Source organism: Aminobacter aminovorans, from assembly GCF_900445235.1.
Classification (GTDB): domain Bacteria; phylum Pseudomonadota; class Alphaproteobacteria; order Rhizobiales; family Rhizobiaceae; genus Aminobacter; species Aminobacter aminovorans.
Genome location: NZ_UFSM01000001.1, coordinates 2188681 through 2211124 on the forward strand (window position 1 = coordinate 2188681; position 22444 = coordinate 2211124).

Here is a 22444-nt window from a genome sequence, read left to right on the forward strand (position 1 = left end):
CGCGCGGAAATATCGAGTGGCGTGTGCGGCATCGACCGAATGGGCAGCAGGACAATGCGGGTCCGTGCTAGCGACTGTTCTTGCCGCCGTCCGTGAAGCCAGGCTTCGCTTACTTCCCCGGCCGTCCTGATTTGCCCGGCTTCTTTTTCGCACGCGCGGCTTCGGCCGGATCCTCGTAGGAGCCGGCACCGATCTTGGCGCGCTTGATCGGCTTGACGCCTTCGATCGGTTTTTCGGTGCGCCGGACGGTCATTTCGTCGAGGTCGTTCTTCCGGAACAGGGACTTGCCGTCGTCAGGGACGCCGTAATCGGAGCCGTGGGCCTCGGCGGCAGACTGCTTCTTGAACAGCGAGCGCGAGACTGCGCCGGCGGGCGTGGTCATGTCGGTGCCCGGTCCCATGTCGTCGATATGAGGCTTGGTGAACAGCGACTTGCCTGCGGGAACCGTGCCGTCGGCGCCCATCTCGTCGAGCTTCGGCTTGCGGAACAGGTTCGGACGGGCAGCCTTGGCCGCTTCCTCGGCGGCACGGGCCTCGTCCAGCTTGCGGAAACGCTCCTGTTCCTCGACCGTGCGATGCTTGGCGACGCCCTTGTTGTGCTTGCCTTTCTCGCGGCCGGAAGCCGGGCTTTGGCCCTCGACCTCGCGCGCCAGCGGGTCGTCGGAGATGGCAAGTTCCATGTCGCGCAGGCGCTTGATCTCGTCGCGGATGCGGGCGGCCTTCTCGAAATCGAGGTCGGTGGCGGCGTTGCGCATCTGCTTGTCGAGCGCCTCGAGATGGGCCTTCAGGTTGTTGCCCATCATCGCACCGGCTTCGTCTGTGAACTGCGAGATGTCGGCGCGGACGTGATCCTTCTCGTAGACCGAGTCGAGGATGTCGGAGATGCGTGACTTGACGCTCTCCGGCGTAATGCCGTTGGCCTCGTTCCACACCATCTGCTTCTCGCGGCGGCGCGAGGTCTCGGCCATCGCGCGCTCCATCGAGCCGGTGATCTGATCGGCGTAGAGGATCACCTTGCCGTCGACGTTACGTGCCGCGCGGCCGATGGTCTGGATCAGCGAGGTTTCCGAACGCAAGAAACCTTCTTTGTCGGCATCGAGGATGGCGACGAAACCGCATTCCGGAATGTCGAGGCCCTCACGCAGCAGGTTGATGCCGACCAGCACGTCGAAGGCGCCGAGGCGCAGGTCACGTAAAATCTCGATGCGCTCCAGCGTATCGATGTCGGAGTGCATGTAGCGGACGCGGACGCCGTTCTCATGCAGATACTCGGTCAGGTCCTCGGCCATGCGCTTGGTCAGAACGGTGACCAGGGTGCGATAGCCGGCCTTGGTTGTCTCGCGGATTTCGCCAACGACGTCGTCGACCTGGTTCTTTGCCGGACGCACTTCGACCGGCGGGTCGATCAGGCCTGTCGGGCGGATGACCTGCTCGGCAAACACGCCGCCGGCCTCTTCCATTTCCCAGTTGCCGGGGGTAGCCGACACTGCGACCGAGAGCGGGCGCATGGCGTCCCACTCCTCGAAGCGCAGGGGACGGTTGTCCATGCAGGACGGCAGGCGGAAGCCGTACTCGGCCAGCGTCGCCTTGCGCCGGAAGTCGCCCCGGTACATGCCGCCGATCTGCGGCACCGTGACGTGGCTTTCGTCGATGAAGACCAGCGCATTGTCGGGGATGTATTCGAACAAGGTCGGCGGCGGATCGCCAGGGCGACGACCGGTGAGATAACGCGAATAGTTCTCGATGCCGGCGCAGGACCCGGTGGCTTCCAGCATTTCCAGGTCGAAGCGGGTGCGCTGCTCCAGGCGCTGGGCTTCGAGCAGACGGCCAGCCTTTTCAAGCTCTTGCAGACGGTGCTGCAGTTCTTCCTTGATCGACTTGATAGCCTGATTCAAGGTCGGACGCGGCGTCACATAGTGTGAGTTGGCGTAGATCTTGACCGACTTGAGGTCGCCGGTCTTCTGGCCGGTGAGCGGATCGAACTCGGTGATGGCGTCGATCTCGTCGCCGAACAGCGAGACGCGCCAGGCGCTGTCTTCCAAGTGAGCGGGGAAAATCTCGATGGTGTCGCCGCGGACACGGAACGAGCCGCGGACGAAATTGATGTCCTGGCGCTTGTACTGTTGGGCGACGAGATCGGCGAGAAGCTGGCGCTGGTCGAGCCGGTCGCCCACTGCCATCTGGAAGGTCATCGCCGTATAGGTCTCGACCGATCCGATACCGTAGATGCAGGAAACCGAGGCGACGATGATGACGTCGTCGCGTTCGAGCAACGAGCGCGTCGCCGAGTGGCGCATGCGGTCGATCTGCTCGTTGATGGTCGATTCCTTCTCGATATAGGTGTCGGTGCGCGGGACGTAGGCCTCGGGCTGGTAGTAGTCGTAATACGAGACGAAATATTCGACCGCGTTGTCGGGGAAGAACTTCTTGAACTCGCTGTAGAGCTGGGCGGCAAGCGTCTTGTTAGGTGCGAGGATCAGCGCTGGGCGTTGTGTCTGCTCGATCACCTTGGCCATGGTGAAGGTCTTGCCGGAACCGGTGACGCCGAGCAGCACCTGGGTGCGGTCGTGATTGCCGACGCCCTCGACGAGGTCCTTGATGGCGGTCGGCTGATCGCCCGCCGGCTCGAATTCCGACTGCATGACAATCTGGATGCCGCCTTCGGACTTTTCGGGCCGAGCAGGGCGATGGGGAACCCAGATCTCGCCGTTCTTGTGCAACGGGTTGCCGCTCTCGATCAGCGCCGACAGCGCTGCCACCGTTGCAGTGACGCCGGAATTGGACAGCGAGGCGGCGTCTTCGAGCGAGATGTCGAGGCCGGCGACTGGGTTGAGGCCGGCGGCGGCACGATCCTTGGCCGAGGCAGCGCCACCCATCGAGGTGCCGCGCGACGAACGCGTCGGCGCAGAGCTCTTTTCGGGGATCTTTTTCGGCTTGGGCTGTGGCTTCTCGGCCTCCCTGGCGATCTGGTCGGCCCAGTCGGCGATCGAGCCGGATAAGGGCGCGCCGGTGAACTCAGCCTGCGCCGCCTCGCCGAAGCCCGGGCGGTGCAGAGGCTCGGAGGCGTCGAGGAAGTCGGTTACGCCATTGCCGCCGCGCTTGCGCTGTGCGGCACGGTTGTCGCTTCCCGAAGCGGGCGATTTCTTGTCAGGAGATTTGGCCATGGGCGAAATATGGGCGGTCTCGGCAAAAATGGAAAGGGCGCGGATGCCGGAAAGCCGGCACCCGCATGGAGAGGTAATTCGGCTCCTGACATCAGGCTGTCAGGAGGTTGTCACCTTGGGCAGGGGAATCCGGGCGCGATCTTGCAGTTGGCGCCGGGCGGACGTGGCCTCGGCGGCCGTGGCTTGGGCGGGCGATTCCAGTGAGGAGGGCGGTTCCAGTGCGGCGGGCGAAAATGCGGGGGCCGCACGATGATGGTGGGCGCGACGACCACCGCCGGCGGACGGCCGACATATTCGTCGAGATAGTTGGCCGAGACCCAGCCGCGCAGGCGTGGGCCGTAGACGTTGCACCAGTTGCCTTCGCAGCCGCGCAAGTCGACACGTGTGCCCTCGTAGAGCATGCCAAGCTTGGGATAACCGGTACCGGGGCCGCTGCGGACGTTGACGTTGCCGGTGGTGTAGGCTTCGGCGGCGAGCGCACCGGCAGGCAACGCCATCAACCCGGCCAGCAAGGCCGCAGCGGTGGCAAGTCTTCGAAGCATCATGGGCAGTCCCTCCAGACCCCGTTCATTGCGAACTGCTTGAGATTACTGGCTATTGTTGCGCGCGCCAGTGTCCTGCAGGGATTATCCTTTATGCCTGGGTAACAGGGCGGCAAATGCTGCGGGCGCGGCGATGTGGCGTGCGCAAGCCGTGTATGCCTGATCGTCGGGGGATGTTAGAGAGCGTCCACTCAGTTCCTGACCCGGACGCCAGATGACCTTGCCGACCAACCATTTGTTGCAGACACCAGCGCAATGAAGATCGCGCATCTCGTTGGCCACGGCGCGCTGAACGGCGTCGCCACCAGTTCCAGGATTCTGATCCAGGCTCAGCTCGATGCCGGGCACGAAGTGATGCTCGTACATTCGCTGGGTTCGTGGATCGAGCACCAGCATTTCGACGGCCCGATCCAGATGATGGGATCGAACTTCGCTACGACGCCGAAGGAAATCCGTCGCGTCGGATATGCCATCCGAGACTGGGGCGAGGACGTGGTGCACTGCCATGGCAGTCGTGGCAACAAGTTCGGGCTGGTGTTCCGCTGCGCCGCCGGCACGCCGATCGTGATGACGGCGCATGCGCGCCAGTACCAGCTGCCATGGCTGTTCGCCCATGAGGTGATTGGGCTCAGCCAGTGGACGGTGGACTATTACGTCAAGCACTGGCTGGTTTCGCGCCGGCACATCCACCTGCTGCCCAACATGTTCGATGTCGGCAGAATCGAGCCGGCGTCGGCCGCTTCGCGAGCCAAGGCACGCGCGACCCTTGGCATTCGCGACGAGGCGTTCCTGATCGGCTCTATCGGCCAGCTCGGCGGGCGCAAGAACCAGATCGATATGGTGCGCGTGCTGCGCAAGCTGCTGGACAAAGGTATCGATGCCGAGCTCCTGGTGATCGGCTCGACCAATCAGGGCAATGACATCATGGCAGAGTGGGACGCGGCGATCGCTGCGCCAGAACTGCAGGGTCGAATCCATCTGCCGGGGCTGCGCAGCGACGCGCTCGAGCTGTTGCCCGCCTTTGACGTGTTTCTGATGACCTCGCACGACGAGCAGGCGCCGATCGCACCGCTGGAGGCGATGGCAGCCGAGCTGCCGGTGCTGTCGACGCGGGTCGGCAACATGGCCGATCTCTTGCCCCGCGAACAGGGCTTTGCCATAGGCGACGTCGACGGCATGGCCGCGGCGGCGTTAGGCCTGCGCGACGAGGCGCAACGCCGGGCCATCGGGCAGGCGGGGCGGCAGGAGATCGCGCGCCAGCTCGACCCCAAACGCATCGTCGGCGAGATCGACAGAATCTACCGCCTGGCCATCGACCGCTCGAGCAAGAAACGTCGGCAAAAGTAACGGCTGGCCGAAAGCGCCAGTTGTACGCAATGAAAAGCTGCTAGGGTGGGCATAGTCAAATTCAGGCGTTGCGTGTCCAACTATCCTTTCTCCTACAAGATCACCTGGCCGGTGCGCTTCGTCAGGCCGTCGCTGCGGGGCAATACCCCGGGCCGTCTGCCCGATCGGGTGCGGTTCCTGCCCAAGCCTGGGCAGAGCGTGCGCCTGGCGTTCGTCGGCGACATTTCCGCCGTCGCCAACAAGCGGCCGCCGGTCTTTGACCGTGAGCTCTCCGCGCTTCTGGCATCCGCAGATCTGGTGATCGGCAATTGCGAGAGCCCGGTGGTGGACCGGCCGAGCGCGCGGATGGGGACGCGGCTTGGTACGCATCATGCGATGACCGAGGCGTTTCTTCAGGGGGTGCTGGCTGCGGCGGGGATCTCTGCCGGGCGGCTGGTGCTGTCTCTCGCCAACAACCACGTGCTGGACCAGGGAGCCGAAGGTTTCGAGGCGACGCTTGCGGCGCTGGACAGACTTGGCATTGCGACGATCGGCACCACAACGGTGGTGAGCAAGCTGTCTGTGGGCCCGCTGACGCTCGGGCTCGCGGCATTCACGCAATGGCGCAATGCGCCCGCTGAGGCCTTCTCCGGGCGCGTTGCCATGGCCCAAGATTTCTTTGACACTTCCGGCAACGGACTGGTGGGTGCGGAAGGCGCCGATCTTGTCTGCGCCGTGCCGCACTGGGACTGGGAGTTTCGTCATTTTCCACGTGCGGGTACGCGTGCCTGGGCGCAAAGGTTGGCTCGGCTGGGCGCCGGGCTGGTTGTCGGGCATCACGCCCATGTCGTGCAGCCGATCGCGCGCGTCGACGACACGTTGGTAGCCTACGGGCTTGGTGATTTCCTTGGCACCGCGCTGGCGCGGCAACCCTGGCCAGGGCGTATCAGCGCGATCCTTGCCGTCGATGTCAGCGCCGACGCTGCGACGCGTGGCGAGATCGCAAGCTACCGGTTGGTGCCGTTCATGCGCCAGCGCGACGGTGAGTGCGAGAGGATGATGCCGCTCGAAAAGGTCGACGGCGATCTCGGAACGAAGGCGTTGGCGCGCTGGCAAGCGGTTTATGGAGCCGCTCCCCGAGGTCTCACGAGCTGAGTCCGGATATCGTTGCATCTCCTTGTTTACGCCGCGACATTTGGCGAAAAGCGGCTATCATCCGGTCAGCGTGCGGCGTCAAATCGGCGCGCCATGGGGGCACATATGAGCGCAGCTGGTTTCATGCCCGACGAGGCGACGCTCGCGGGTATCAAGAGAGATCTCGAGACCTATCAGGCCGAGCGCAATGCAATCAGGCTTTCGACCGTGTGGCGGGTGCCCCTCTACATCGGCGGCCTGATCGTTGCGGTTCTGGTGCTGGCGCTGATCTTCAACTTCATTGCGGATGTCAACGAGCAGTGGCTGTCGACACCGCATGTCTATCTTTATGTGTTGAGCTTCATCGCGGCCTTCTTCGCCTATTTCCGTGCGATGCGACCGCTGGAAGCTGCCAATGCATCGTTTCGCAACATGCTGCTGCCGATCGTCTTCGGCTTCATCAAGAATATGCAACATGAACGAGGTGCGACGCCGCCGTCCTTTGTGAACCTGCCGGAATCCACTGTTGGCAAGTACAACGTCCTCGAAATCGATGATTTTATTTCCGGCAACTACGATGGTTTCGATTTCGAGCTGTACGAAGCGCTGCTGAAGCAACGGGCAGAAAAGCACGACTCCACAACCTTCCAGGGCGTCATCGTGGCGTTTGGGCTGAAGAAGCCGTTTGCAGGCACGCTGATTGCAACAATCCGGACCAATGCGGTCCTGAGCTTCTTCGGCGAACTCTTCGGCGGTGGCCTGAAGGAGCTGCGGTCGGGGGTGCAGGAACTTGATATGGCCTATGAATTCCGCAGCGACAATGTTGACGCAGCCCAGCCGCTGGTATCGGGCCAGATGGCGCAGGCGCTGACCTGGCTCAAGGATGCGTGGCCGGGCGAGCCGGCGCGCATTGCGATGTCGGGCACGAGCGGCTTTCTGCTGTTGCCGCACCAGAAGAATTTTTTCGAGCTGCCGGCGTCGGATGTGGCGCTCGACTACAAGGCGCATATCGAGCCGATGATCGCCGACATGGCGACGATCCTGGCAACGGCCGCGCTGGTGCGCAAGATCGGCTCGTGAGACGCGGTTGGAGCGCCGCGCGTCCATTCGCACGCGCAAACGGACGTTCCAATTCCTTGAAGCTCAATATCGTGCTTTGCGAAGACCGATTCCGGTTTTCGGGCCGATACGCTAGCCGAAGCGCAGCTTGAGCCCGACGATGGCGAGGATGAAAACCAGCGTGACGACGTTGGACACGATGACCGGCAGCGATCCCAGCGCCACGCCATAGACGATCCACAGCGAGATGCCGGTGGCAAGCGCTGCATTGGTGCCGAGCGAGATGTCACTGGTCTTGCGCTCGCGCAGGATCTTGGCGATCTGCGGCAGCCAGCACAGCGTGGTCAGGATGGCGGCGACGGCGCCGACGATTTCAAACAGGGGGTTCAATGCGGGAGCTTCCCAAAAGCACAAATCGTGCGGCGCGAGCTATGCCAGAATCACTGGCGACTGTGAAGCGGACCGAGCGGGCTGGCCCAACGAAACGACGGTGCTAAACGTCGCGGGAGGGTGGCGGCCCAAGCAGAAAAAAACTCTCCGGATCGGCGTCGAAAGGCGTTTCGTGATCGGCCATTGCGGAATCCGGCCATGGGGTGGCGAGGCGATGACAGTGGTGTGACGCCTGCCAGTGCATGGCCGCCAAGGGTTGAGGCGAGATCGCGGCGATGCCGAAGCAAATGGAGATGGGGCGGTTGCGGTCAAATGAGGCAGAAATAAGCCTATGATTACATTGGATAATTTCACGCAACGTGATTTGCGTCACAGCGTTTCGGCGGCCAGTCTCCATCTCGTTCGGCGGGCCTTGCTACAAGGGCAGGGCCGGACGGGACAGACCAGAACGGGAGTACCAGACATGAACAAGACCCTTGCAACGACCGTCGCCTCGCTCGCCTTCATCGGTGCCGCCTATGCCGCCGAAGTCCAGGGCACAGTCCAGTCGGTCGACCCGGCGACGCGCTCGATCACGCTCGACGACGGCAAGACCTATGTCATCCCCGAAACCATCAAGGTCGACGGTTTGGCCACGGGCGCCAAGGTCAAGGTGACAGTGGATGACACGACCGGCGCGGTGACCGCGGTCGAAGCGGCCTCGTAACAGCCGCTTGCGCCCGCCGGCACTGCCCATGCGCCCGGCGGAGCGGATGACGTTCTTGATACCTTCCAGGACGCAACCATGGCCGGCCTCTTCTTGAGGTCGGCTATCTTTCGTGCCGCCGGATGGTTCGCTCAGAAGCCGATGCTTGCCGCAAGCCAGCTCGACGAGCGCTTGGCGGCGGCGACCGTGCCGGCGGCGGCATCGCTGATGCCGTTGCGCGCCAGCGCATAGCCATTGGCGGTGCGATAGAGCACCGAGCGCCCGCCTTCGACGATCCCGGCAACGGTGGTCCGTTCGGCTGGCTCGGCCGCGATGATTTCGGTCGGCGCCGATGCCAGCTGCGGCTCGGCAAATACCGTGGTGCGGCAAATGCCCGTCACCAGCGGATAGGCGTGGTTGCCCTCGCGCAGGATACGGCTCTTCATCGCTGCCTCGCAGTCGGCGACAGAGGTCCACTGTGCCGGCGTCTCGCCGATATATTCGCAAAGCTTGGCGTCGCAGTCGCAGCCGACGATGGTCATGGCGACAAGGGCAGACTTGATCACGGTCCGAATCCTCAGGGATAGTTGACGCTGCGATTTCTCCGCTCCGATCGCGGCGCCAGTTGGCCGCAATCGTGGCATGACGGTGGCGTTGTGCGTTCGCGGCAGCGTTGTAGCCATGCGGTGACAGCTCCTCCCGGCAAAGCGGTCGACAGCATGTGAACTTCGCAACCTTTCCCTTGCGCATTTGCCTCTGCGGCGAACAATAAGGGCGGAGGCGGTGGCGCGTAGGCTGCCGGGGAGGGTGCGTTCGTGAAAGTCGGCGTCGTCAGGAATCCGGTGGCCGGCGGCGGCAGGTTGGACACCCACTGGACCGAGGTTGCGGCAGCACTTGCCGCACGCTTTGGCGAGGTCGAGTTTCGCGAGACGACCGAACCGGGCGACGGCGCGGTGCTTGCTCGCGACCTTGTGGCGCTTGGCTGCGGATTGGTGGTTGCCGCTGGCGGCGACGGCACGATCAGCGAGGTTGCCGACGGGCTTCTGCAGATGCAGGCCGAAACTGGCGAAGCAGTCATTCTTGGCGTTCTGCCCTGTGGCACCGGCTCTGACTTCGCCCGCGGTATGGGCATTCCCGTCGAGATACCATCGGCGATCGCGCGCATTGCGGATGGCAGCGACCGGCTGATCGACGCCGGGCGCATCTCTTTCGTCGAGGACCATGGCCGTCTGGCGAGCCGGCATTTCGTCAACATCGCCAGCCTCGGCATGTCAGGAGCGACGGTGCGGGCAGTCAACAACGATCGGCGCAAGCGCTGGGTGCCGGCCAAGGCGCTGTTTTTCTGGCGTACGGTGATCGAGTTCGTACGCTACCGCTTCCAGGACGTGCGCATCACCGTCGACGATGGCGAACCGGTCGAGGCCAGGGTGGCGCTTGTGGCGGTAGCCAATGAACGCTTTTTCGGCGGCGGCATGATGATCGCGCCCGATGCCGTGCCTGACGACGGACAGTTCGACATCGTCATCCTGCGCGCGGCGAGCAAGCTCAAGCTGATCCTCGACCTGCGCCTGCTTTATGGCGGCCGCCACCGTAACCATCCCGCCATCACCATTCTGCGCGGACGCAAGGTGACGGTCGAACCGCTGGGCGATCCGCTCGCCAATGCCGCGCTCGTCGACATCGACGGCGAGTCGCCCGGGCATATCCCAGCCACCTACGAGATGGTGACGAAGGCGCTGAAGGTGAGGTGTTGATTCAAGGGGTTCGGAATTCGAGTCAGGGAATTGGCGTAAGTCGCTGAATTTGAATGGATGGAAGCTAGGCGTCCATCGCTCCGACCAGCGCCTCGATCTTGGCGGCTTTTTCGAAGTGGTCGAGCTTGTGGGTGCGGATCCACCATTCGGCGGCTTCCATCAGAAGCTCCGGATCGTCGTTCCTGTTGGCGAAGAACGCGTAAAAGGACAGTCCGACATTGGGGCCCTTGGCGGCGATCTTGCGCGCGCAGACGTCGAGGATATTGGCACGCAAGCTGGGCCGCATCAGAGGTTCCTTGTCTGGGGGTGGCGAGAGGTAAGGCGAGCTGAGGGCGAAGTCAAAGGTTGGGGGCGGCGTGCTTGGTGCGTTTACCCTCCCCCTTGTGGGGAGGGTCGGCGAGTGACCGGAATGAAGTGACGTTCGCGAGGCGGGGTGGGGTAATCCCAGGCGCTGCGCCTGCCGTCGCCCACCCCGGCGCTTCGCGCCGACCCTGCCCAAAAGGCGGAGGGTAAAGAGGCGGCGCTTCATAGCTTCGCGGGAAAACCCGGTGCGCGCAGTTCGGTAGCCGTTGCGTCCTCCAGGAGCTTGACGATCATCGTCGACCAGGCGTCGCCGCCATAGGCCTCCTTGCCTTGCTGGAAGATGGTGTTGACGCGCGCGGCGAGGTCGAGCGGGACGCCGCCCTCCTGCGCCATGGCGAGCGCAAAGCCTAAGTCCTTGAGCGCGAGGTCCATGGTGAAGCCAATGTCGTAGGAACCGTTGAGCACCAGCTGGCTCTCGGTTTCATGGACGAAGCTGTTGCCTGAGGAGGCCGATATGGCGTGATAGGCCTGGGCGAGGTCGAGGCCGCCCTTCTTTGCCAGCATCAGCGCCTCGCCGGCGGCGACGAGATGGATGAAGGCCAGCATGTTGGTGATCACCTTGATCACGGCTGCCGAGCCGATCGGGCCCATCAGGAAGGCGCGGGCGCACATCGCCTCGATGGCTGCGCGATGGCGCTCGTAGAGTGCCGTGTCGCCGCCGACAAGTGCGGTAATCCGGCCTTCGGCGGCGAGATGCACGCCGCCTGTCACAGGACACTCCAGCGTGTAGACGCCGGCTTCGACGGCAAGGTCGGCAAGGCGCAGGATTTCGTCGCGGCCGTTTGTCGACATCTCGATCCAGGTGCCGCCCTTGGGCAGGCCGGCAAGCAACCCGTCCGGCCCTGCCAGCACCGCCTCGCTGATCTTGGGCGAGGGCAGGCAAGTGATGGCGTTGCCGGCGCGGGCGGCGGCGCTGACCGGGCTCGATGCCGCGAAGGCGCCCAACGCGACAAGGCGCTCGACGGCCTCGGCATTGCGGTCATAGACGACGACCTCGAAACCGCCGCGCACAAGGCATGCCGCGAGGTTGGCGCCGAGATGGCCGAGGCCGACGAAGGCATAGGCGAGGGGCTGGGTCACGCCGCGCCTCACGGCATCAGCGGGGTCTGCACCATCTGCAAGTGCAGGTGGGGACCGTCATAAGGGTTGGCTTCGCACACCGCCTCGTCGAGCTCGACGCCAAGACCAGGTTCCTTCGAAGGGATGACATGGCCGTCCTGCCATTCGATCTTCTTTTTCAGCAGCGTTGCGTGGAAGCCGTCCCATTGCTTGAGCGATTCGAGGATGAGGAAATTGGGCAAGGTGACGGCGAGCTGGATGTTTGCGGCGCCAACGATCGGGCCGCAATAACAATGCGGTGCGATCTGGATATGGTAGGCCTCGGCCATGGCGGCGATCTTCTTGGTCTCGAGAATGCCGCCGGAGCGGCCGAGATCGGGCTGCAGGATGGTGGCCGCGCGGTTTTCGATGACGCGGGCGAACTCGAATTTTGTGGTCAGCCGCTCGCCGGTCGCGATCGGGACCGAGGTGCCGCGCGCGACCTGGGCCATCACCTCCGGCATGTCGGGTGGCACCGGTTCCTCGAACCACAGGGGGTCGTAGGGCTCGATGGCACGCGCCATACGAAGGGCGCCGGAGGCGGTGAACTGGCCGTGCGTGCCGAACAGGATGTCGGCACGGGTGCCGACTGCCTCGCGGATGGCCTTCAGCATGCGCACCGACAGGTCGATATCGATGAGGCGGGGCTGGTGGCCGTCATAAGCGGTCCAAGGACCGGCCGGGTCGAGCTTCACCGCGTCGAAGCCCTGGTCGACGTAGAGAGCCGCGCATTCGGCTGCCATGTCGGGGTCGTTGTAGACGTTCTTGGGTGCAACGTCCTCGGTGTGGACGCTGCCTGTATGCGGGTAGAGATAAGTGTAGGAGCGCAACGTCTCGTGCACCTGGCCGCCGAGCAGCTTGTAGACCGGTTTTCCTGCCTCCTTGCCGATGATGTCCCAGCAGGCCATTTCCAGCGCCGAGAAGCAGCCCATGGCCGAAACGTCGGGGCGCTGGGTGAAGCCGGAGGAATAGCAGCGGCGGAACAGGTTTTCGATGTCGTGTGGGTCCTGTCCAACAAGATAGCGCTCGGCCATGTCCTCGATCATCCGGGCCGTGACATGGGCGGAGAAAGTCGCGTTATAGGCCTCGCCGTAACCAACCACGCCGTCGTCCGACGTGAGCTTGACGAAGATGAAGTACTTGCCGCCGATGCCGGGCGGCGGGTTGTTTACCACAAAGGTCTTGACGTCGGTGATCTTCATCGATGCTCCTCCCGGTGGCGTGAAATCGTTGACGTCAGGCTCTGCCCCTCATCCCCTGCCGGACCTTCTCCCTTCGAGAACGGGGAGCACGAGGCTGGCCGCGACGCTGGCGACCCATCTCCCCGTCCTTCATGGGGAGAGGGTAAGGGTGAGGGGCTGCGAGAGCTCTCGGAGCTGTTCACCCTGCATCCTCCAGCATCAACTCCGCGCCCTTCCAGCCGGTCATGATCGTGGCGGCGTTGGTGTTGCCGGTGATGTTGTCGGGAAAGATCGAGGCGTCGATGACGCGCAGGCCGGCGAGGCCGTGGACGCGCAGGCGCGGGTCGACCACCGAGGTCTTGGGGTCAGGGCCCATGCGGCAGGTTGACACAGGGTGGTAGACGGTGCCGGAGCGCTTGCGGAAATCCTGAATCAAGTCGGCGTCGGAAGTGATTGACGGGCCTGGCAAAACCTCTTCGGCAACGATGTCCGACATCGGCGACTGCGCGGCGATCCGGCGGAGGAACCTGACCGCGTCGAGCATCTCCGAGACGTCGCTCTCGGTCGAATAGGCATTGACCGTGATGCGCGGGTGGGCGGTCGGCTCGGCGGAGCGGATCATGATCTCGCCGCGGCTCGATGGGCGGCAGTTGGACAGGCCGATGGAGAAGCCGGGGAAGGGATCGGGCGTCAGGATCGGGCGCTCACCGGCCTTGGGCAGCACGGTGGAAAAAACCTGGAAATAAAGCTGCATGTTGGGGCGGGTACGGTTGCCGTCGGTGCGGAAGAAGCCGCCGCCCTGGTTCATGCTCATCGACAGCGGGCCCGAGCGCAGCAGAAGGTACTGCATGCCGGCCAGCCCTTTGCCCCACCATGGGCGCAGCAACTGGTTGAGCGTCGGCACCTTGGCCTTCCATGTGTAGTTGATGCCCTGGTGGTCCTGCAGGTTACGGCCGACATGCTCGTTGGCGTGCAGCACATCGATGCCGAGATCGGCGAGCAGTGCTGCAGGGCCGATGCCGGAGAGTTGCAGCAACTGCGGCGTGTTCACCGAACCGCCCGACAGGATCACCTCGCGGCCGGCGCGGGCCGTCTGCTTGGCACCGTTCTGCAGATATTCGACGCCGCAGGCGCGCTTGCCCTCGAACAGCACCCTGGTGACCAGCGCATTGGTCTCGACGGTGACGTTGGCACGCTTCATCGCCGGGCGCAGGAAGCCGCGCGCCGCCGACATGCGGCGGCCACCTTTGGTGGTGATTTGATAAACACCGACGCCCTCTTGGACCGAGCCGTTGAAGTCCTGATTCAACGGTAGGCCGGCCGCTTGCGCGGCAGCCAGGAAGCGGTGGGTCAGCGGATGGACGTTGTTCCTGTTGTCGGTGACGTGTATTGGGCCGCCCGTGCCGCGCAGGTCGGTGCTACCTGCCTGGTTATCCTCGATTGCCTTGAAGGCGGGCAGAAGGTCTTGGAAACCCCAGCCGGGATTGCCGGCGTCGCGCCAGGCATCGAAATCTTCGGCGGCACCTCGAATCCAGACCATGGCGTTGATCGAGCTTGATCCACCGAGGATCTTGCCACGCGGCCAGTGATCCTTGTTGCCGGCAAGGCCGGGGTCGGCTTCGGCGGCGTAGTTCCAGTTCACCGCAGGGTCGAAGAAAGTCTTGCCGTAGCCGAGCGGCATCTGGACGAAGAAGCGGCGGTCGGTGCCGCCGGCCTCGAGCACCAGCACCGAGAATCGCCCGCTTGCCGACAGCCGCTCCGCCACCACCGACCCGGCGGAGCCTGAACCGACAACAATGAAGTCGAACGTCTGCATGCTGATGGCGGCCTGTCGGAATTCCACGATGCGGCCAGACTATCGCCTCGGCGACAGGCTTCGGCGTCGGTTACGGCATGGGCTGTGAAAAATACGACCGGGCGATGCAAGAGATACGGCGTTGACGCGGCGAATGCCACGACGATACGGGTGAACGGAGGAAATCCTGAGGAGAATGACGATGGTTCAGTATGCCGATGGCCAGCCGACGGGCGAGCTTACGCTGAGGACGCTGGCGATGCCTGCCGACGCGAATGCCGCCGGCGACATCTTCGGCGGCTGGGTCATGGCACAGATGGACCTTGCCTGCGGCATCCGCGCTGCCGAGCGTGCACGCGGCCGCGTGGTGACGGCGGCGGTCAAGGAAATGGCCTTCGCCAAGCCGATGAAGATCGGTGACACATTGTGTATCTACACCCATGTCGACCGTGTCGGCCGCACCTCAATGACCCTCAAGGTCGAAGCCTGGGCGCAGCGCTATCTCTCCGATCTGATGGAGAAGGTGACCGACGCCGACTTCGTCATGGTGGCGCTGGACGGGCAGGGCAAGCCGAAGCCGGTGCCGGCGGAGTAGGTCTCCTTCGAGGCTCACCCTGCGGGCTCGCACCTCAGAATGAGAGCCGCGTGCGTAGGCGGTGTCATTACCTCACAGGCCCATAGATGCGATGCGCTGGCTCTGATTTCCGGCGCTGCCACGATTCTCATCCTGAGGTGCGAGCCAGCAGGGCTTATGTGAACTGGCGCTGCGCGGGCGACGAGCCTCGCAGGTCAGCGAAGATGCCGCCGCCTGCGTCACTCCGCCGTCGCATCGAACTTCATCCGTGCTTCGGCGACGCGGGCCTGGTTGAGGCGGGCCCATTCGCCGAGCGCGAACACCGGGACCAGCAACTCGCGGCCGAGGTCGGTGAGCTCGTAGTCGACCCGCGGCGGGATTGTCGGGAAGACGGTGCGGGTGACGAAGCCGTCGCGCTCCAGCCCCCGCAAGGTGGTGGTCAGCATCTTCTGCGAAATGCCGCCGACGGCGTGGCGCAACTCGTTGAAGCGCATGGCGCCAGCGCCGAGCTTGCCGACCACGAGCACCGTCCATTTGTCGCCGACGCGCTGCAGGATATCGCTGACGGCGCGGCAATCCTCGGTGCGGTGCGGGTGCCTCGGTATCAAAAAAGTGCCTCCTTGTGCGGCTGTTTTTCAGTCACCTATATAGCGTGGGTATCCATTTGTTACCAGTATAGATCAGATACTAACGCCCGAAAGGTTCCTGTCATGTCCAAACCCAAGATCGCTATCGTCGTCGGCTCGACGCGCGCCGCACGCTTCGCCGACACGCCGGTGGAGTGGATTGCCAAGATCGCAAAATCTCACGCCGATATCGAGGTCGAAATTGTCGACCTCCGGGATTTCCCGCTGCCCTTCTTCGATGAGGTCGCCTCGTCCGCGTGGGTGCCGTCACAAAACGAGGTCGCTCAGCGCTGGCAGAAGAAGGTCGCCGAGTTCGATGGCTATATCTTTACCGCCGCCGAATACAATCACGGCCCGACCGCCGTGCTGAAGAATGCACTCGACTACGCCGCCACGGAATGGAACAAGAAGCCGGCCGGTTTTGTCGGCTATGGCGGTGTCGGTGGCGCCCGTGCCGTCGAGCAGTTGCGCATGCATGCGGTTGAACTGCAGATGGCGCCGACCAAGGCTGCCGTGCACATCGTCTGGGCAGATTTCCTGGCCGTGCGACAGGGCGAAAAGCAGCTGTCCGACTTCGAACACCTCAACCAGTCGGCGAACGGGCTGGTCGGCGAGATCGCCTGGTGGGCCAAGGCGCTGAAGATCGCGCGCGAGGCTGACGTGCTTGCCGAAGAAGCCAAGGCTGCCTGAGCGGCAATCTCAGCTTCCCTCCAATGACTCTCAGGGCGGCCTCGAGCCGCCTTTTTTGTCAGCCAGGCAGCTTCGACGCCAGCACCTTGTCGATGCGGCGGCCATCGAGGTCGACGACTTCGAAGCGCCAGCCTTGCGCGTCGACGCATTCGCCGGTCGCGGGCAGGTGATGCATATGCGACAGCAGGTAGCCGGCGACGGTTTCGTAGTCGCGGTTCTCCGGCAGGTCGATGCCAAGTTGGTCGGCCATCTCGTCGGCCTGCATGTAGCCGGCGAGCAGCCACGAGCCGTCCTCACGCTGGACGGCATTGTCGACGTCGTCCTCGTCGAGGTCGGAGCGGAACACGCCGGTGATGGCTTCGAGGATGTCGGCGGGCGAAACGACGCCTTCGAAATGGCCATATTCGTCATGGACCAGCGCCATCGGCACGTCGGACTGCTTGAGGGTGGCGAGCACGTCGAGCGCGTCGGCCTGATCGTGCACGATCGGTGCTGTGCGCACATGCTTACGCGGGTCGAAAGCGCGGCCGGCAAGCAGCGAGGCGAGCAGTTCGCGGGTCTGGATGACGCCGACCATGGCATCGACGGAGCCTTCGCCTGCGGGCAGGCGAGAGTGCTGGGTTTCCATCAGGAGCTTGCGGGTGGCAGGCTCTTCGGCCTGCAGGTTGATCCAGTCGACTTCGGTGCGCGGGGTCATGACGGCCCGCACGGCACGGTCACCCAGGCGCATGACGCCAGCGATCATGCGGCGTTCGTCGGATTCGATGGTGCCATGATGTTCGGCCTCGGCGACAAGCATCTTGATCTCCTCGTCGGTGACCTTTTCCTCGCTCTCGCCGCGCTGGCCGAGAAGCCAGAGCACCGAGCGGCCGGAAATGTCGAGCAGCCAGACCAGCGGCAGCGCCACCTTGGCAAGCAGCGACATGGCCGGGGCGACGCGAGAGGCAACGCCTTCGGGGTCGCGCAGGGCGATCTGCTTGGGCACCAGTTCGCCGATGATCAGCGAGCCGTAGGTGATGATGGCGACGACGATGCCGACGCCCAGCGCATTCGACGCGCCAGCGCTCACGCCTTGGGCGGCGAGATAGCCGCTCAGTCGTTCGCCGAGCGTGGCGCCCGAGAATGCGCCGGAGAGAACGCCGACGAGCGTGATGCCAATCTGCACAGACGACAGGAATTTGCCCGGGTTTGCGCCCAGTTCGAGCGCGCGGGCGGCGCCCTTGACGTTGCGGTCGATCATCGCCTTGAGGCGGGCGGGGCGAGAAGAAACGATGGCAAGTTCGGACATTGCCAGAAGGCCGTTCACACAGATGAGGACGACCACGATAGCGATTTCAGCGTATAACATGATGGTCGCTGCATAGCATTGCTTAAGGCCCTTCGGAAAGACGGCAGCAAAAATACTGTCACCTTGCGGCACATGAAGGGTTGAGACCGGCGCTATTTGTCCGGCACCAGCACCGCCATCAGCACCTTTCCGTCAGTAAAATAGGGATCGCCCTCGCCATTGCGGCCAGCCTTGGTCAGGCCGATGCCGGGGATGGTCTTCACCTCGACGATCCGTCCGGCAGATGTCAGGTCGCCGATCAGCGAATCGCGCTCGGCATCGATGTCCGGGGCGATGTGGTGGGTGATCGCGCCGGTGTCGTGGCTGACGCCGACGCCGCGGTCGAAGCTTGCGGCACCATACCAGGTCGGCCGCCCGTCACGGCCGGGCGTGAATGTCAGCCACAGGCGCACGTGGTGTCGGGTGTCGGGGCTGTCGCCGACGGGCTTTTCGAAAGCGAGGTCCTGTCGCCGGCCGTTGAACAAAAGGGTGCTGACGGGTGCGTCGACATAAGGACGGTCGAGCAGCACGCTTTCGCCGATCTCCACGGCGGACCTCACCGACAGCTTGTCGGCGCGGTCCCAGCCGGCAGCAACGAAGGCTGCCGTGACATCCTGCTCCGTGCCGACGAGGCCGACATTGATGGGGTCACCGGGAATGCCTTGTTCTGTCGTGGTCAGCAGCGTTTCAGGCCGGGGGCCGTCACGCAGGAAGCGGAGCGACCAGAATTCCGGTGCCGCGAAGTAGGCGAGCGCGAGATAGCTCACGCAGAGCGCGATGAACCATAGGGTTGCCTGTCGGTGCAGTTTGCCACGTAACATCAAACCCCGCTGCCGATTGATCAGGCCAAACACGTGGCGCGATCTGGAGTTCGGGACAAATCATGGGTTGCATTAGCAGATTAAGTATTAGTTCTGCCTTTTGTAAAGCGCATCCTGCTTTCGACATTGTGCACGTGGCAGGCAGTGCCTTCTTGCCGTGCGGGTGTGCTAGCGGCAGGCGCGATAACCGTTGCGGCGCTGCTTGATGTCGAAGTGGAAATGGTTGCGGTGGTCGTAATTGTAACCGGGACCAAGCACGGTGTTGAAATAGCTGCAGCCGTCGGCGCGGATGGTGTTGAGGAAGCCGCGCGTCCGGAAGGCGAACAGGCCGGGCTTTTCGACGTCGATGTCGCGGCCGCTGTTGAGTTCGATGCGCATGATGTCGAGCGCATTGCCCTTGCCGTGCTCGGACAGCGTGCGCGAGCCGGCGATCTTGCGGCAGGAGTAACTTGAGCCCTGGTGGATGGTCTTGACGCCGGAGAAGTAGCGCAGGCGCGCGGCAGGCACGAGGTCGCGCTTGGTCCAGGCGGCGAAACTCGCTGCCATCTGGCAGGTAACTGTGGCCGCCGGCTTCATCTGCACCGAGCCAATGGCCGAGACCTTGACCGGATAGTCGATACCGCAGGCCGCACCATCGCGGATCGGCGGCAGGTCGCGATAGATGACGTCGAGCTTCTTCAGATCGCTGCGGCAGTCGACCTCGTCGGCCGGCATGACGGCGGGCCGCATCGGCGCGCTCTGCGGCATCTCTGAGGGATCGTCGAGTTTGGGATAGGCCACCATGTAGGGGTTGGATGGCACCAGCGTCTGCATGCCACGCCCCTGCGCCGGCGCGAGCGCGGCGGTCTGCACCGGCTGCGGCGCCTCGGGCTGTATCTCCTCGAACTGTGCCGCCTGGGCATCGAGCGATGGTTCGATCGAGGGCGCGGCCTGGGCGACCAGTGCCGGGTCGGACTGCGAATCGACCATGACAGGGGCTGCCGCGACGGGTCCCAAGGACGCTGTCTGCGAGCCGACATCGACCGCGGGCTGGAGCGCGAAGACATCGCCTGACGTACATGAGCTGAGGCCGAGGCTTGCTGCAACCAAAGCCGTGGCGAGCAGCAGCGCGCGCTGGCGCGCGGCACGCGGCGATCCGACCGGGCTGGTGGCGCGCGAATCTGCGGCCATGCGAAGGCTCCTGTCCCCTTGAGGGAATGAGCCTAGCCGCCAAGGGTAAAGGAAAGATCAGCGACAGTGTTTACGGCTGGGGCCGAATTGCGGCGTCGGGCCATAGGGCGGTCGACTACTGGCAGAAGGTGCCGCCATTCTTGCGCGGGGCAAGGTCGAAATGCAGGTGCTGGGCGTGGTCGGCATCGCTGCCAGGACCGAGCACGGTCTTGAACGGCCCGCAGGCGGCCTTGCGTACGGCGTCAAGGAACTTGGCGTTCTTGTCCGGCGGAGCCGGCTCGACATCGATCGCGGTGCCGCCCGACAGGGTGAAGCGAGCGATGTCGAGGGCATTGCCAAAGGCATGCTCGGACAATTTTCTCGTGCCGTTGCGTGGTCGGCAGACATAGGCCGATGCCTGGTTGACGACGGTCAGCGCCTCGCCGAACGCGGTCTTGGCGGCCGGCGAGATGACGTTTGCGGCGAAGCGGGCGGAGGTCTCGGCGGTGGCACAGTTGATGATCGCGTCGGGCTTGATGTCGATGGAACGCGAGAGCCGCTTCAGCTTGAGCGGAAAGGGCAGAGCGCAACCGTCGGCATCGCTTTGCTTGGCATGCTCCTCGAACTCCGCGCCGAGCACCTTCAGGCGCGTACGGCAGGCAGTCTCCTCGATCGGCATTGTCGCCGGATGCGCGACGTTGGAGCGCTTGTCGGGCAACATCTTTGGTGCCGGCGGGCCAAACATCTCCCGGTCGCTCGGTTCACCATCTGGGCGGGATGGCGGGATCGGGACGGAGGCGGGGACGGCTTCAGCGTCCGTCGGGGCGTCCGGCATTGGCGGGCCGAACATTTCCCGCTCGTGCCGTTGGTGCTTAGGAACTGCAGGGCGCGGCTCTGGTTTGGGGATCGAAGCCTGCCCCAGCTGCGCCGGCGCGACAGGCTGCGGTTCGGGGTGGTCTGGTGTGGGGGCGGCCTGCGGCACCGGAGCGCGATCGGGCAGCGGCGCATTGCTCGCTTCGGCAAAGCCATGCGTGATCACTGCGAAAGACGCCAGCGGCAGGACAAAGATCAGGGAAAGCAGGCGGGACTTCGCTGTATGCATCGCCGATCAACGTCGTTGACGCTCGACGGTTGCAGAAGGGGCTAAGCTTGCGCGATCAAATTAGGTGACGGCGCTGTCATCTGGCTGAAGTGGCAGGCGATGCTTCAGGCGCCCAGAGCCTCGAGGCCCTCTTCGAGCCAGTCACCCAGCATCGGCATGCCGAGCAGATATTTGGCGGTGCGGCGGTTGCCGCGCTGCCGCGCCTCGGCGACCGCGTCCGCCCATTCCGCGGCGTCGTAGTCGCCACGCCCGACCCAGGCGAGCGCCACCAGTTCGGCCGCCTGGTCGACATTGAGGTCGGCGATCAGCCCGCGCAGCTCTTTTTCGGTGAGGTTTTCCGCCTCTTCTTCGGCGAGGCCGTCATGGCGATGGTTGTCGTGGGTGTCGCCGTCATATTCGATCTCGTGCTCGGCGCCGTCTTCGTAATCTTCGTTGACGCCGGCGCTGATCGCCTTGGCCTTCAGGATGAACAACCGGACGGTGTCCGGGCCAATGGTCAGGTCCCACTCTTTTTCGCGCCGCTGCTGCACGAGCGTGCTCCTGTTGCCTTCCCCCCAACTGATGATAGCGCATTTGGCGGCAACGTCACTGCCTCGATATTCGCCGGTGAGGTTGCCGTGGTTGACACGGCGCAGCGCGAGGCAGAAATAGCCGGCCTTCCTTCCACCACACGGTATTCTCCCCATGGCTACTCTGCTTTCGCCCAAGGTTCTTCCTGTGCTGATGCTGATCGCGTCCAACGTGTTCATGACGTTCGCCTGGTACGGGCACCTGAAGTTCAAGGCGGCCCCCCTCTATGCGGCGGTCATCTTCTCCTGGCTGATCGCCTTCTTCGAGTACTGGCTGGCGGTGCCGGCCAACCGTATCGGCCATGAGGTCTATACGGCGGCAGAACTGAAGACGATGCAGGAGGTGATCACACTCAGCGTCTTCGTGATCTTCTCGGTGTTCTACCTCAAGGAAGGCATCACCTGGAACCACGCCATGGGTTTTGCCCTGATCGCCGGCGGTGCGGCACTGATTTTCCGCGGCTGAGGACGGAAGGCCTGCTCCGATGCGTTTGCCACTCGGCGGGGGCCGCATCGGTGGAGATAGCCATGCATAGCCGATCTCTGAAGCTTCTGGCCGGCGCACTGGTGGCGCTGCCGCTCTATGCATTCCCGTGATTTACGCTGACGGAGGCGGGGGAGGAATGGGTGGTGGCAGTGGCGGCGGAGGCGGGGCGACCCGGTGAAATGCCGCACCGGCCTCGTCTGCAACAAGAAGACCAAGAAATGCGAGCCGCCCAAGGCTGGCATGATCGACGATAATAGCCTCTATCTCGCCGGGCGGGCGCTGGCCATGGACGGCAGATACGCCGATGCGATCAAGGTGCTGACGCTGGCCCGCGACAAGACCGATCCCCGCATCCTCAATTATCTCGGCTATTCGCACCGCAAGGCTGGGCGCATCCTCGTCGGCCTCGGCTACTACCAGGAGGCGATCCTCAATGATCCCGACTACATGCCTGTGCGCGAATATTTGGGCGAGGCGCAGCTGACGCTCGGCGACGTCGCCGGAGCCAGGCTGCAACTGTCGGAGATCGAAAAGCGCTGCGGCACCGGTTGCCGCGAGTATGGGCTGCTGAGGGAGCAGATCGAGGGCTATCTGAAGGGCTGAGCAAGG

The 22444-nt window shown here is 64.0% G+C and carries 23 protein-coding genes; 9 read left to right on the forward strand and 14 right to left on the reverse strand.

Features of this window, described 5'->3' with window-relative positions; translation table 11 throughout:
- Nucleotides 1–109: 109 nt before the first annotated feature.
- Both uvrB and DY201_RS10765 read right to left on the reverse strand, forming a co-directional pair.
- Entirely contained in the window at nucleotides 110–3163 is a 3054-nt protein-coding gene (gene uvrB / locus DY201_RS10760; protein WP_115731193.1) for an excinuclease ABC subunit UvrB, read from the reverse strand.
- A 110-nt stretch (nucleotides 3164–3273) separates the two neighbouring features.
- Nucleotides 3274–3708, reverse strand: a complete 435-nt coding sequence (locus DY201_RS10765; RefSeq protein ID WP_115731194.1) for an SH3 domain-containing protein — start codon at nucleotides 3706–3708, stop codon at nucleotides 3274–3276.
- Between the two features lie 252 nt (nucleotides 3709–3960).
- Between DY201_RS10765 and DY201_RS10770 the strand changes: the two genes are divergently transcribed.
- The 3 genes from DY201_RS10770 to DY201_RS10780 all read left to right on the forward strand — a co-directional run bounded on the left by DY201_RS10770 (nucleotide 3961) and on the right by DY201_RS10780 (nucleotide 7245).
- The gene (locus tag DY201_RS10770) at nucleotides 3961–5052 is read left to right on the forward strand and encodes a glycosyltransferase family 4 protein (protein WP_115731195.1); all 1092 of its coding nucleotides are present in this window, start codon (nucleotides 3961–3963) and stop codon (nucleotides 5050–5052) included.
- 72 nt (nucleotides 5053–5124) lie between these two features.
- A complete protein-coding gene (locus DY201_RS10775) occupies nucleotides 5125–6186 on the forward strand; it encodes a CapA family protein (protein WP_115731196.1) in 1062 nt (353 codons plus the stop codon).
- Between the two features lie 255 nt (nucleotides 6187–6441).
- Nucleotides 6442–7245, forward strand: coding sequence for a hypothetical protein (locus DY201_RS10780; RefSeq protein WP_342635182.1), 804 nt, complete (start codon nucleotides 6442–6444; stop codon nucleotides 7243–7245).
- Between the two features lie 111 nt (nucleotides 7246–7356).
- On the opposite strand, the gene DY201_RS10785 is transcribed toward DY201_RS10780, so the two are convergent.
- Nucleotides 7357–7614, reverse strand: a complete 258-nt coding sequence (locus DY201_RS10785) for a SemiSWEET family sugar transporter (protein ID WP_115731198.1) — start codon at nucleotides 7612–7614, stop codon at nucleotides 7357–7359.
- 463 nt (nucleotides 7615–8077) lie between these two features.
- On the opposite strand from DY201_RS10785, the gene DY201_RS10790 reads away from it, so the two are divergent.
- Nucleotides 8078–8320 (forward strand): DUF1344 domain-containing protein, encoded by a 243-nt coding sequence (locus DY201_RS10790; RefSeq protein ID WP_115731199.1) that lies wholly within the window; start codon nucleotides 8078–8080, stop codon nucleotides 8318–8320.
- A gap of 131 nt (nucleotides 8321–8451) precedes the next feature.
- On the opposite strand, the gene DY201_RS10795 is transcribed toward DY201_RS10790, so the two are convergent.
- On the reverse strand, nucleotides 8452–8865 hold the full coding sequence (locus DY201_RS10795; RefSeq protein ID WP_115731200.1) for a hypothetical protein: 414 nt from the start codon (nucleotides 8863–8865) through the stop codon (nucleotides 8452–8454).
- A 249-nt stretch (nucleotides 8866–9114) separates the two neighbouring features.
- Here DY201_RS10795 and DY201_RS10800 point away from each other — a divergent pair, with 249 nt between their 5' ends.
- Nucleotides 9115–10053, forward strand: coding sequence for a diacylglycerol/lipid kinase family protein (locus DY201_RS10800; protein ID WP_115731201.1), 939 nt, complete (start codon nucleotides 9115–9117; stop codon nucleotides 10051–10053).
- Between the two features lie 64 nt (nucleotides 10054–10117).
- Here the strand turns inward: DY201_RS10800 and DY201_RS10805 are convergent, their stop codons facing one another.
- The 4 genes from DY201_RS10805 to DY201_RS10820 form a co-directional block, all read right to left on the reverse strand.
- Nucleotides 10118–10339, reverse strand: coding sequence for a DUF6500 family protein (locus tag DY201_RS10805; RefSeq protein WP_115731202.1), 222 nt, complete (start codon nucleotides 10337–10339; stop codon nucleotides 10118–10120).
- A 239-nt stretch (nucleotides 10340–10578) separates the two neighbouring features.
- Complete coding sequence (locus DY201_RS10810) at nucleotides 10579–11496, reverse strand: NAD(P)-dependent oxidoreductase (protein ID WP_115733717.1); 918 nt, start codon at nucleotides 11494–11496, stop codon at nucleotides 10579–10581.
- 8 nt (nucleotides 11497–11504) lie between these two features.
- The gene (locus DY201_RS10815) at nucleotides 11505–12716 is read right to left on the reverse strand and encodes a mandelate racemase/muconate lactonizing enzyme family protein (RefSeq protein WP_115731203.1); all 1212 of its coding nucleotides are present in this window, start codon (nucleotides 12714–12716) and stop codon (nucleotides 11505–11507) included.
- Between the two features lie 178 nt (nucleotides 12717–12894).
- Nucleotides 12895–14511 carry a GMC family oxidoreductase gene (locus DY201_RS10820; protein WP_115731204.1) on the reverse strand — a complete coding sequence of 539 codons (1617 nt, stop codon included), beginning with the start codon at nucleotides 14509–14511 and terminating at the stop codon, nucleotides 12895–12897.
- Between the two features lie 181 nt (nucleotides 14512–14692).
- Between DY201_RS10820 and DY201_RS10825 the strand changes: the two genes are divergently transcribed.
- Nucleotides 14693–15085, forward strand: coding sequence for an acyl-CoA thioesterase (locus DY201_RS10825; protein ID WP_115733718.1), 393 nt, complete (start codon nucleotides 14693–14695; stop codon nucleotides 15083–15085).
- A 218-nt stretch (nucleotides 15086–15303) separates the two neighbouring features.
- On the opposite strand, the gene DY201_RS10830 is transcribed toward DY201_RS10825, so the two are convergent.
- Nucleotides 15304–15672 carry a winged helix-turn-helix transcriptional regulator gene (locus tag DY201_RS10830; RefSeq protein WP_115731205.1) on the reverse strand — a complete coding sequence of 123 codons (369 nt, stop codon included), beginning with the start codon at nucleotides 15670–15672 and terminating at the stop codon, nucleotides 15304–15306.
- Between the two features lie 102 nt (nucleotides 15673–15774).
- On the opposite strand from DY201_RS10830, the gene DY201_RS10835 reads away from it, so the two are divergent.
- Nucleotides 15775–16380: an NADPH-dependent FMN reductase gene (locus DY201_RS10835; protein ID WP_115731206.1), complete on the forward strand. Its 606-nt coding sequence runs from the start codon at nucleotides 15775–15777 to the stop codon at nucleotides 16378–16380.
- A 58-nt stretch (nucleotides 16381–16438) separates the two neighbouring features.
- Here the strand turns inward: DY201_RS10835 and DY201_RS10840 are convergent, their stop codons facing one another.
- The 5 genes from DY201_RS10840 to DY201_RS10860 all read right to left on the reverse strand — a co-directional run bounded on the left by DY201_RS10840 (nucleotide 16439) and on the right by DY201_RS10860 (nucleotide 21309).
- A complete protein-coding gene (locus DY201_RS10840; RefSeq protein WP_115731207.1) occupies nucleotides 16439–17728 on the reverse strand; it encodes a hemolysin family protein in 1290 nt (429 codons plus the stop codon).
- Between the two features lie 92 nt (nucleotides 17729–17820).
- Nucleotides 17821–18528 (reverse strand): LssY C-terminal domain-containing protein, encoded by a 708-nt coding sequence (locus DY201_RS10845; protein ID WP_115733719.1) that lies wholly within the window; start codon nucleotides 18526–18528, stop codon nucleotides 17821–17823.
- A gap of 168 nt (nucleotides 18529–18696) precedes the next feature.
- The gene (locus DY201_RS10850) at nucleotides 18697–19698 is read right to left on the reverse strand and encodes an extensin-like domain-containing protein (RefSeq protein WP_245431958.1); all 1002 of its coding nucleotides are present in this window, start codon (nucleotides 19696–19698) and stop codon (nucleotides 18697–18699) included.
- A gap of 115 nt (nucleotides 19699–19813) precedes the next feature.
- Complete coding sequence (locus DY201_RS29445; RefSeq protein ID WP_245431959.1) at nucleotides 19814–20398, reverse strand: extensin-like domain-containing protein; 585 nt, start codon at nucleotides 20396–20398, stop codon at nucleotides 19814–19816.
- Nucleotides 20399–20883: 485 nt separating this feature from the next.
- Nucleotides 20884–21309, reverse strand: a complete 426-nt coding sequence (locus DY201_RS10860) for a DUF3775 domain-containing protein (RefSeq protein WP_115733721.1) — start codon at nucleotides 21307–21309, stop codon at nucleotides 20884–20886.
- A 154-nt stretch (nucleotides 21310–21463) separates the two neighbouring features.
- Between DY201_RS10860 and DY201_RS10865 the strand changes: the two genes are divergently transcribed.
- Both DY201_RS10865 and DY201_RS10870 read left to right on the forward strand, forming a co-directional pair.
- Nucleotides 21464–21814, forward strand: coding sequence for a DMT family protein (locus DY201_RS10865; protein WP_115731209.1), 351 nt, complete (start codon nucleotides 21464–21466; stop codon nucleotides 21812–21814).
- 195 nt (nucleotides 21815–22009) lie between these two features.
- Nucleotides 22010–22438 carry a tetratricopeptide repeat protein gene (locus tag DY201_RS10870; RefSeq protein WP_245431960.1) on the forward strand — a complete coding sequence of 143 codons (429 nt, stop codon included), beginning with the start codon at nucleotides 22010–22012 and terminating at the stop codon, nucleotides 22436–22438.
- Nucleotides 22439–22444 lie beyond the last annotated feature (6 nt).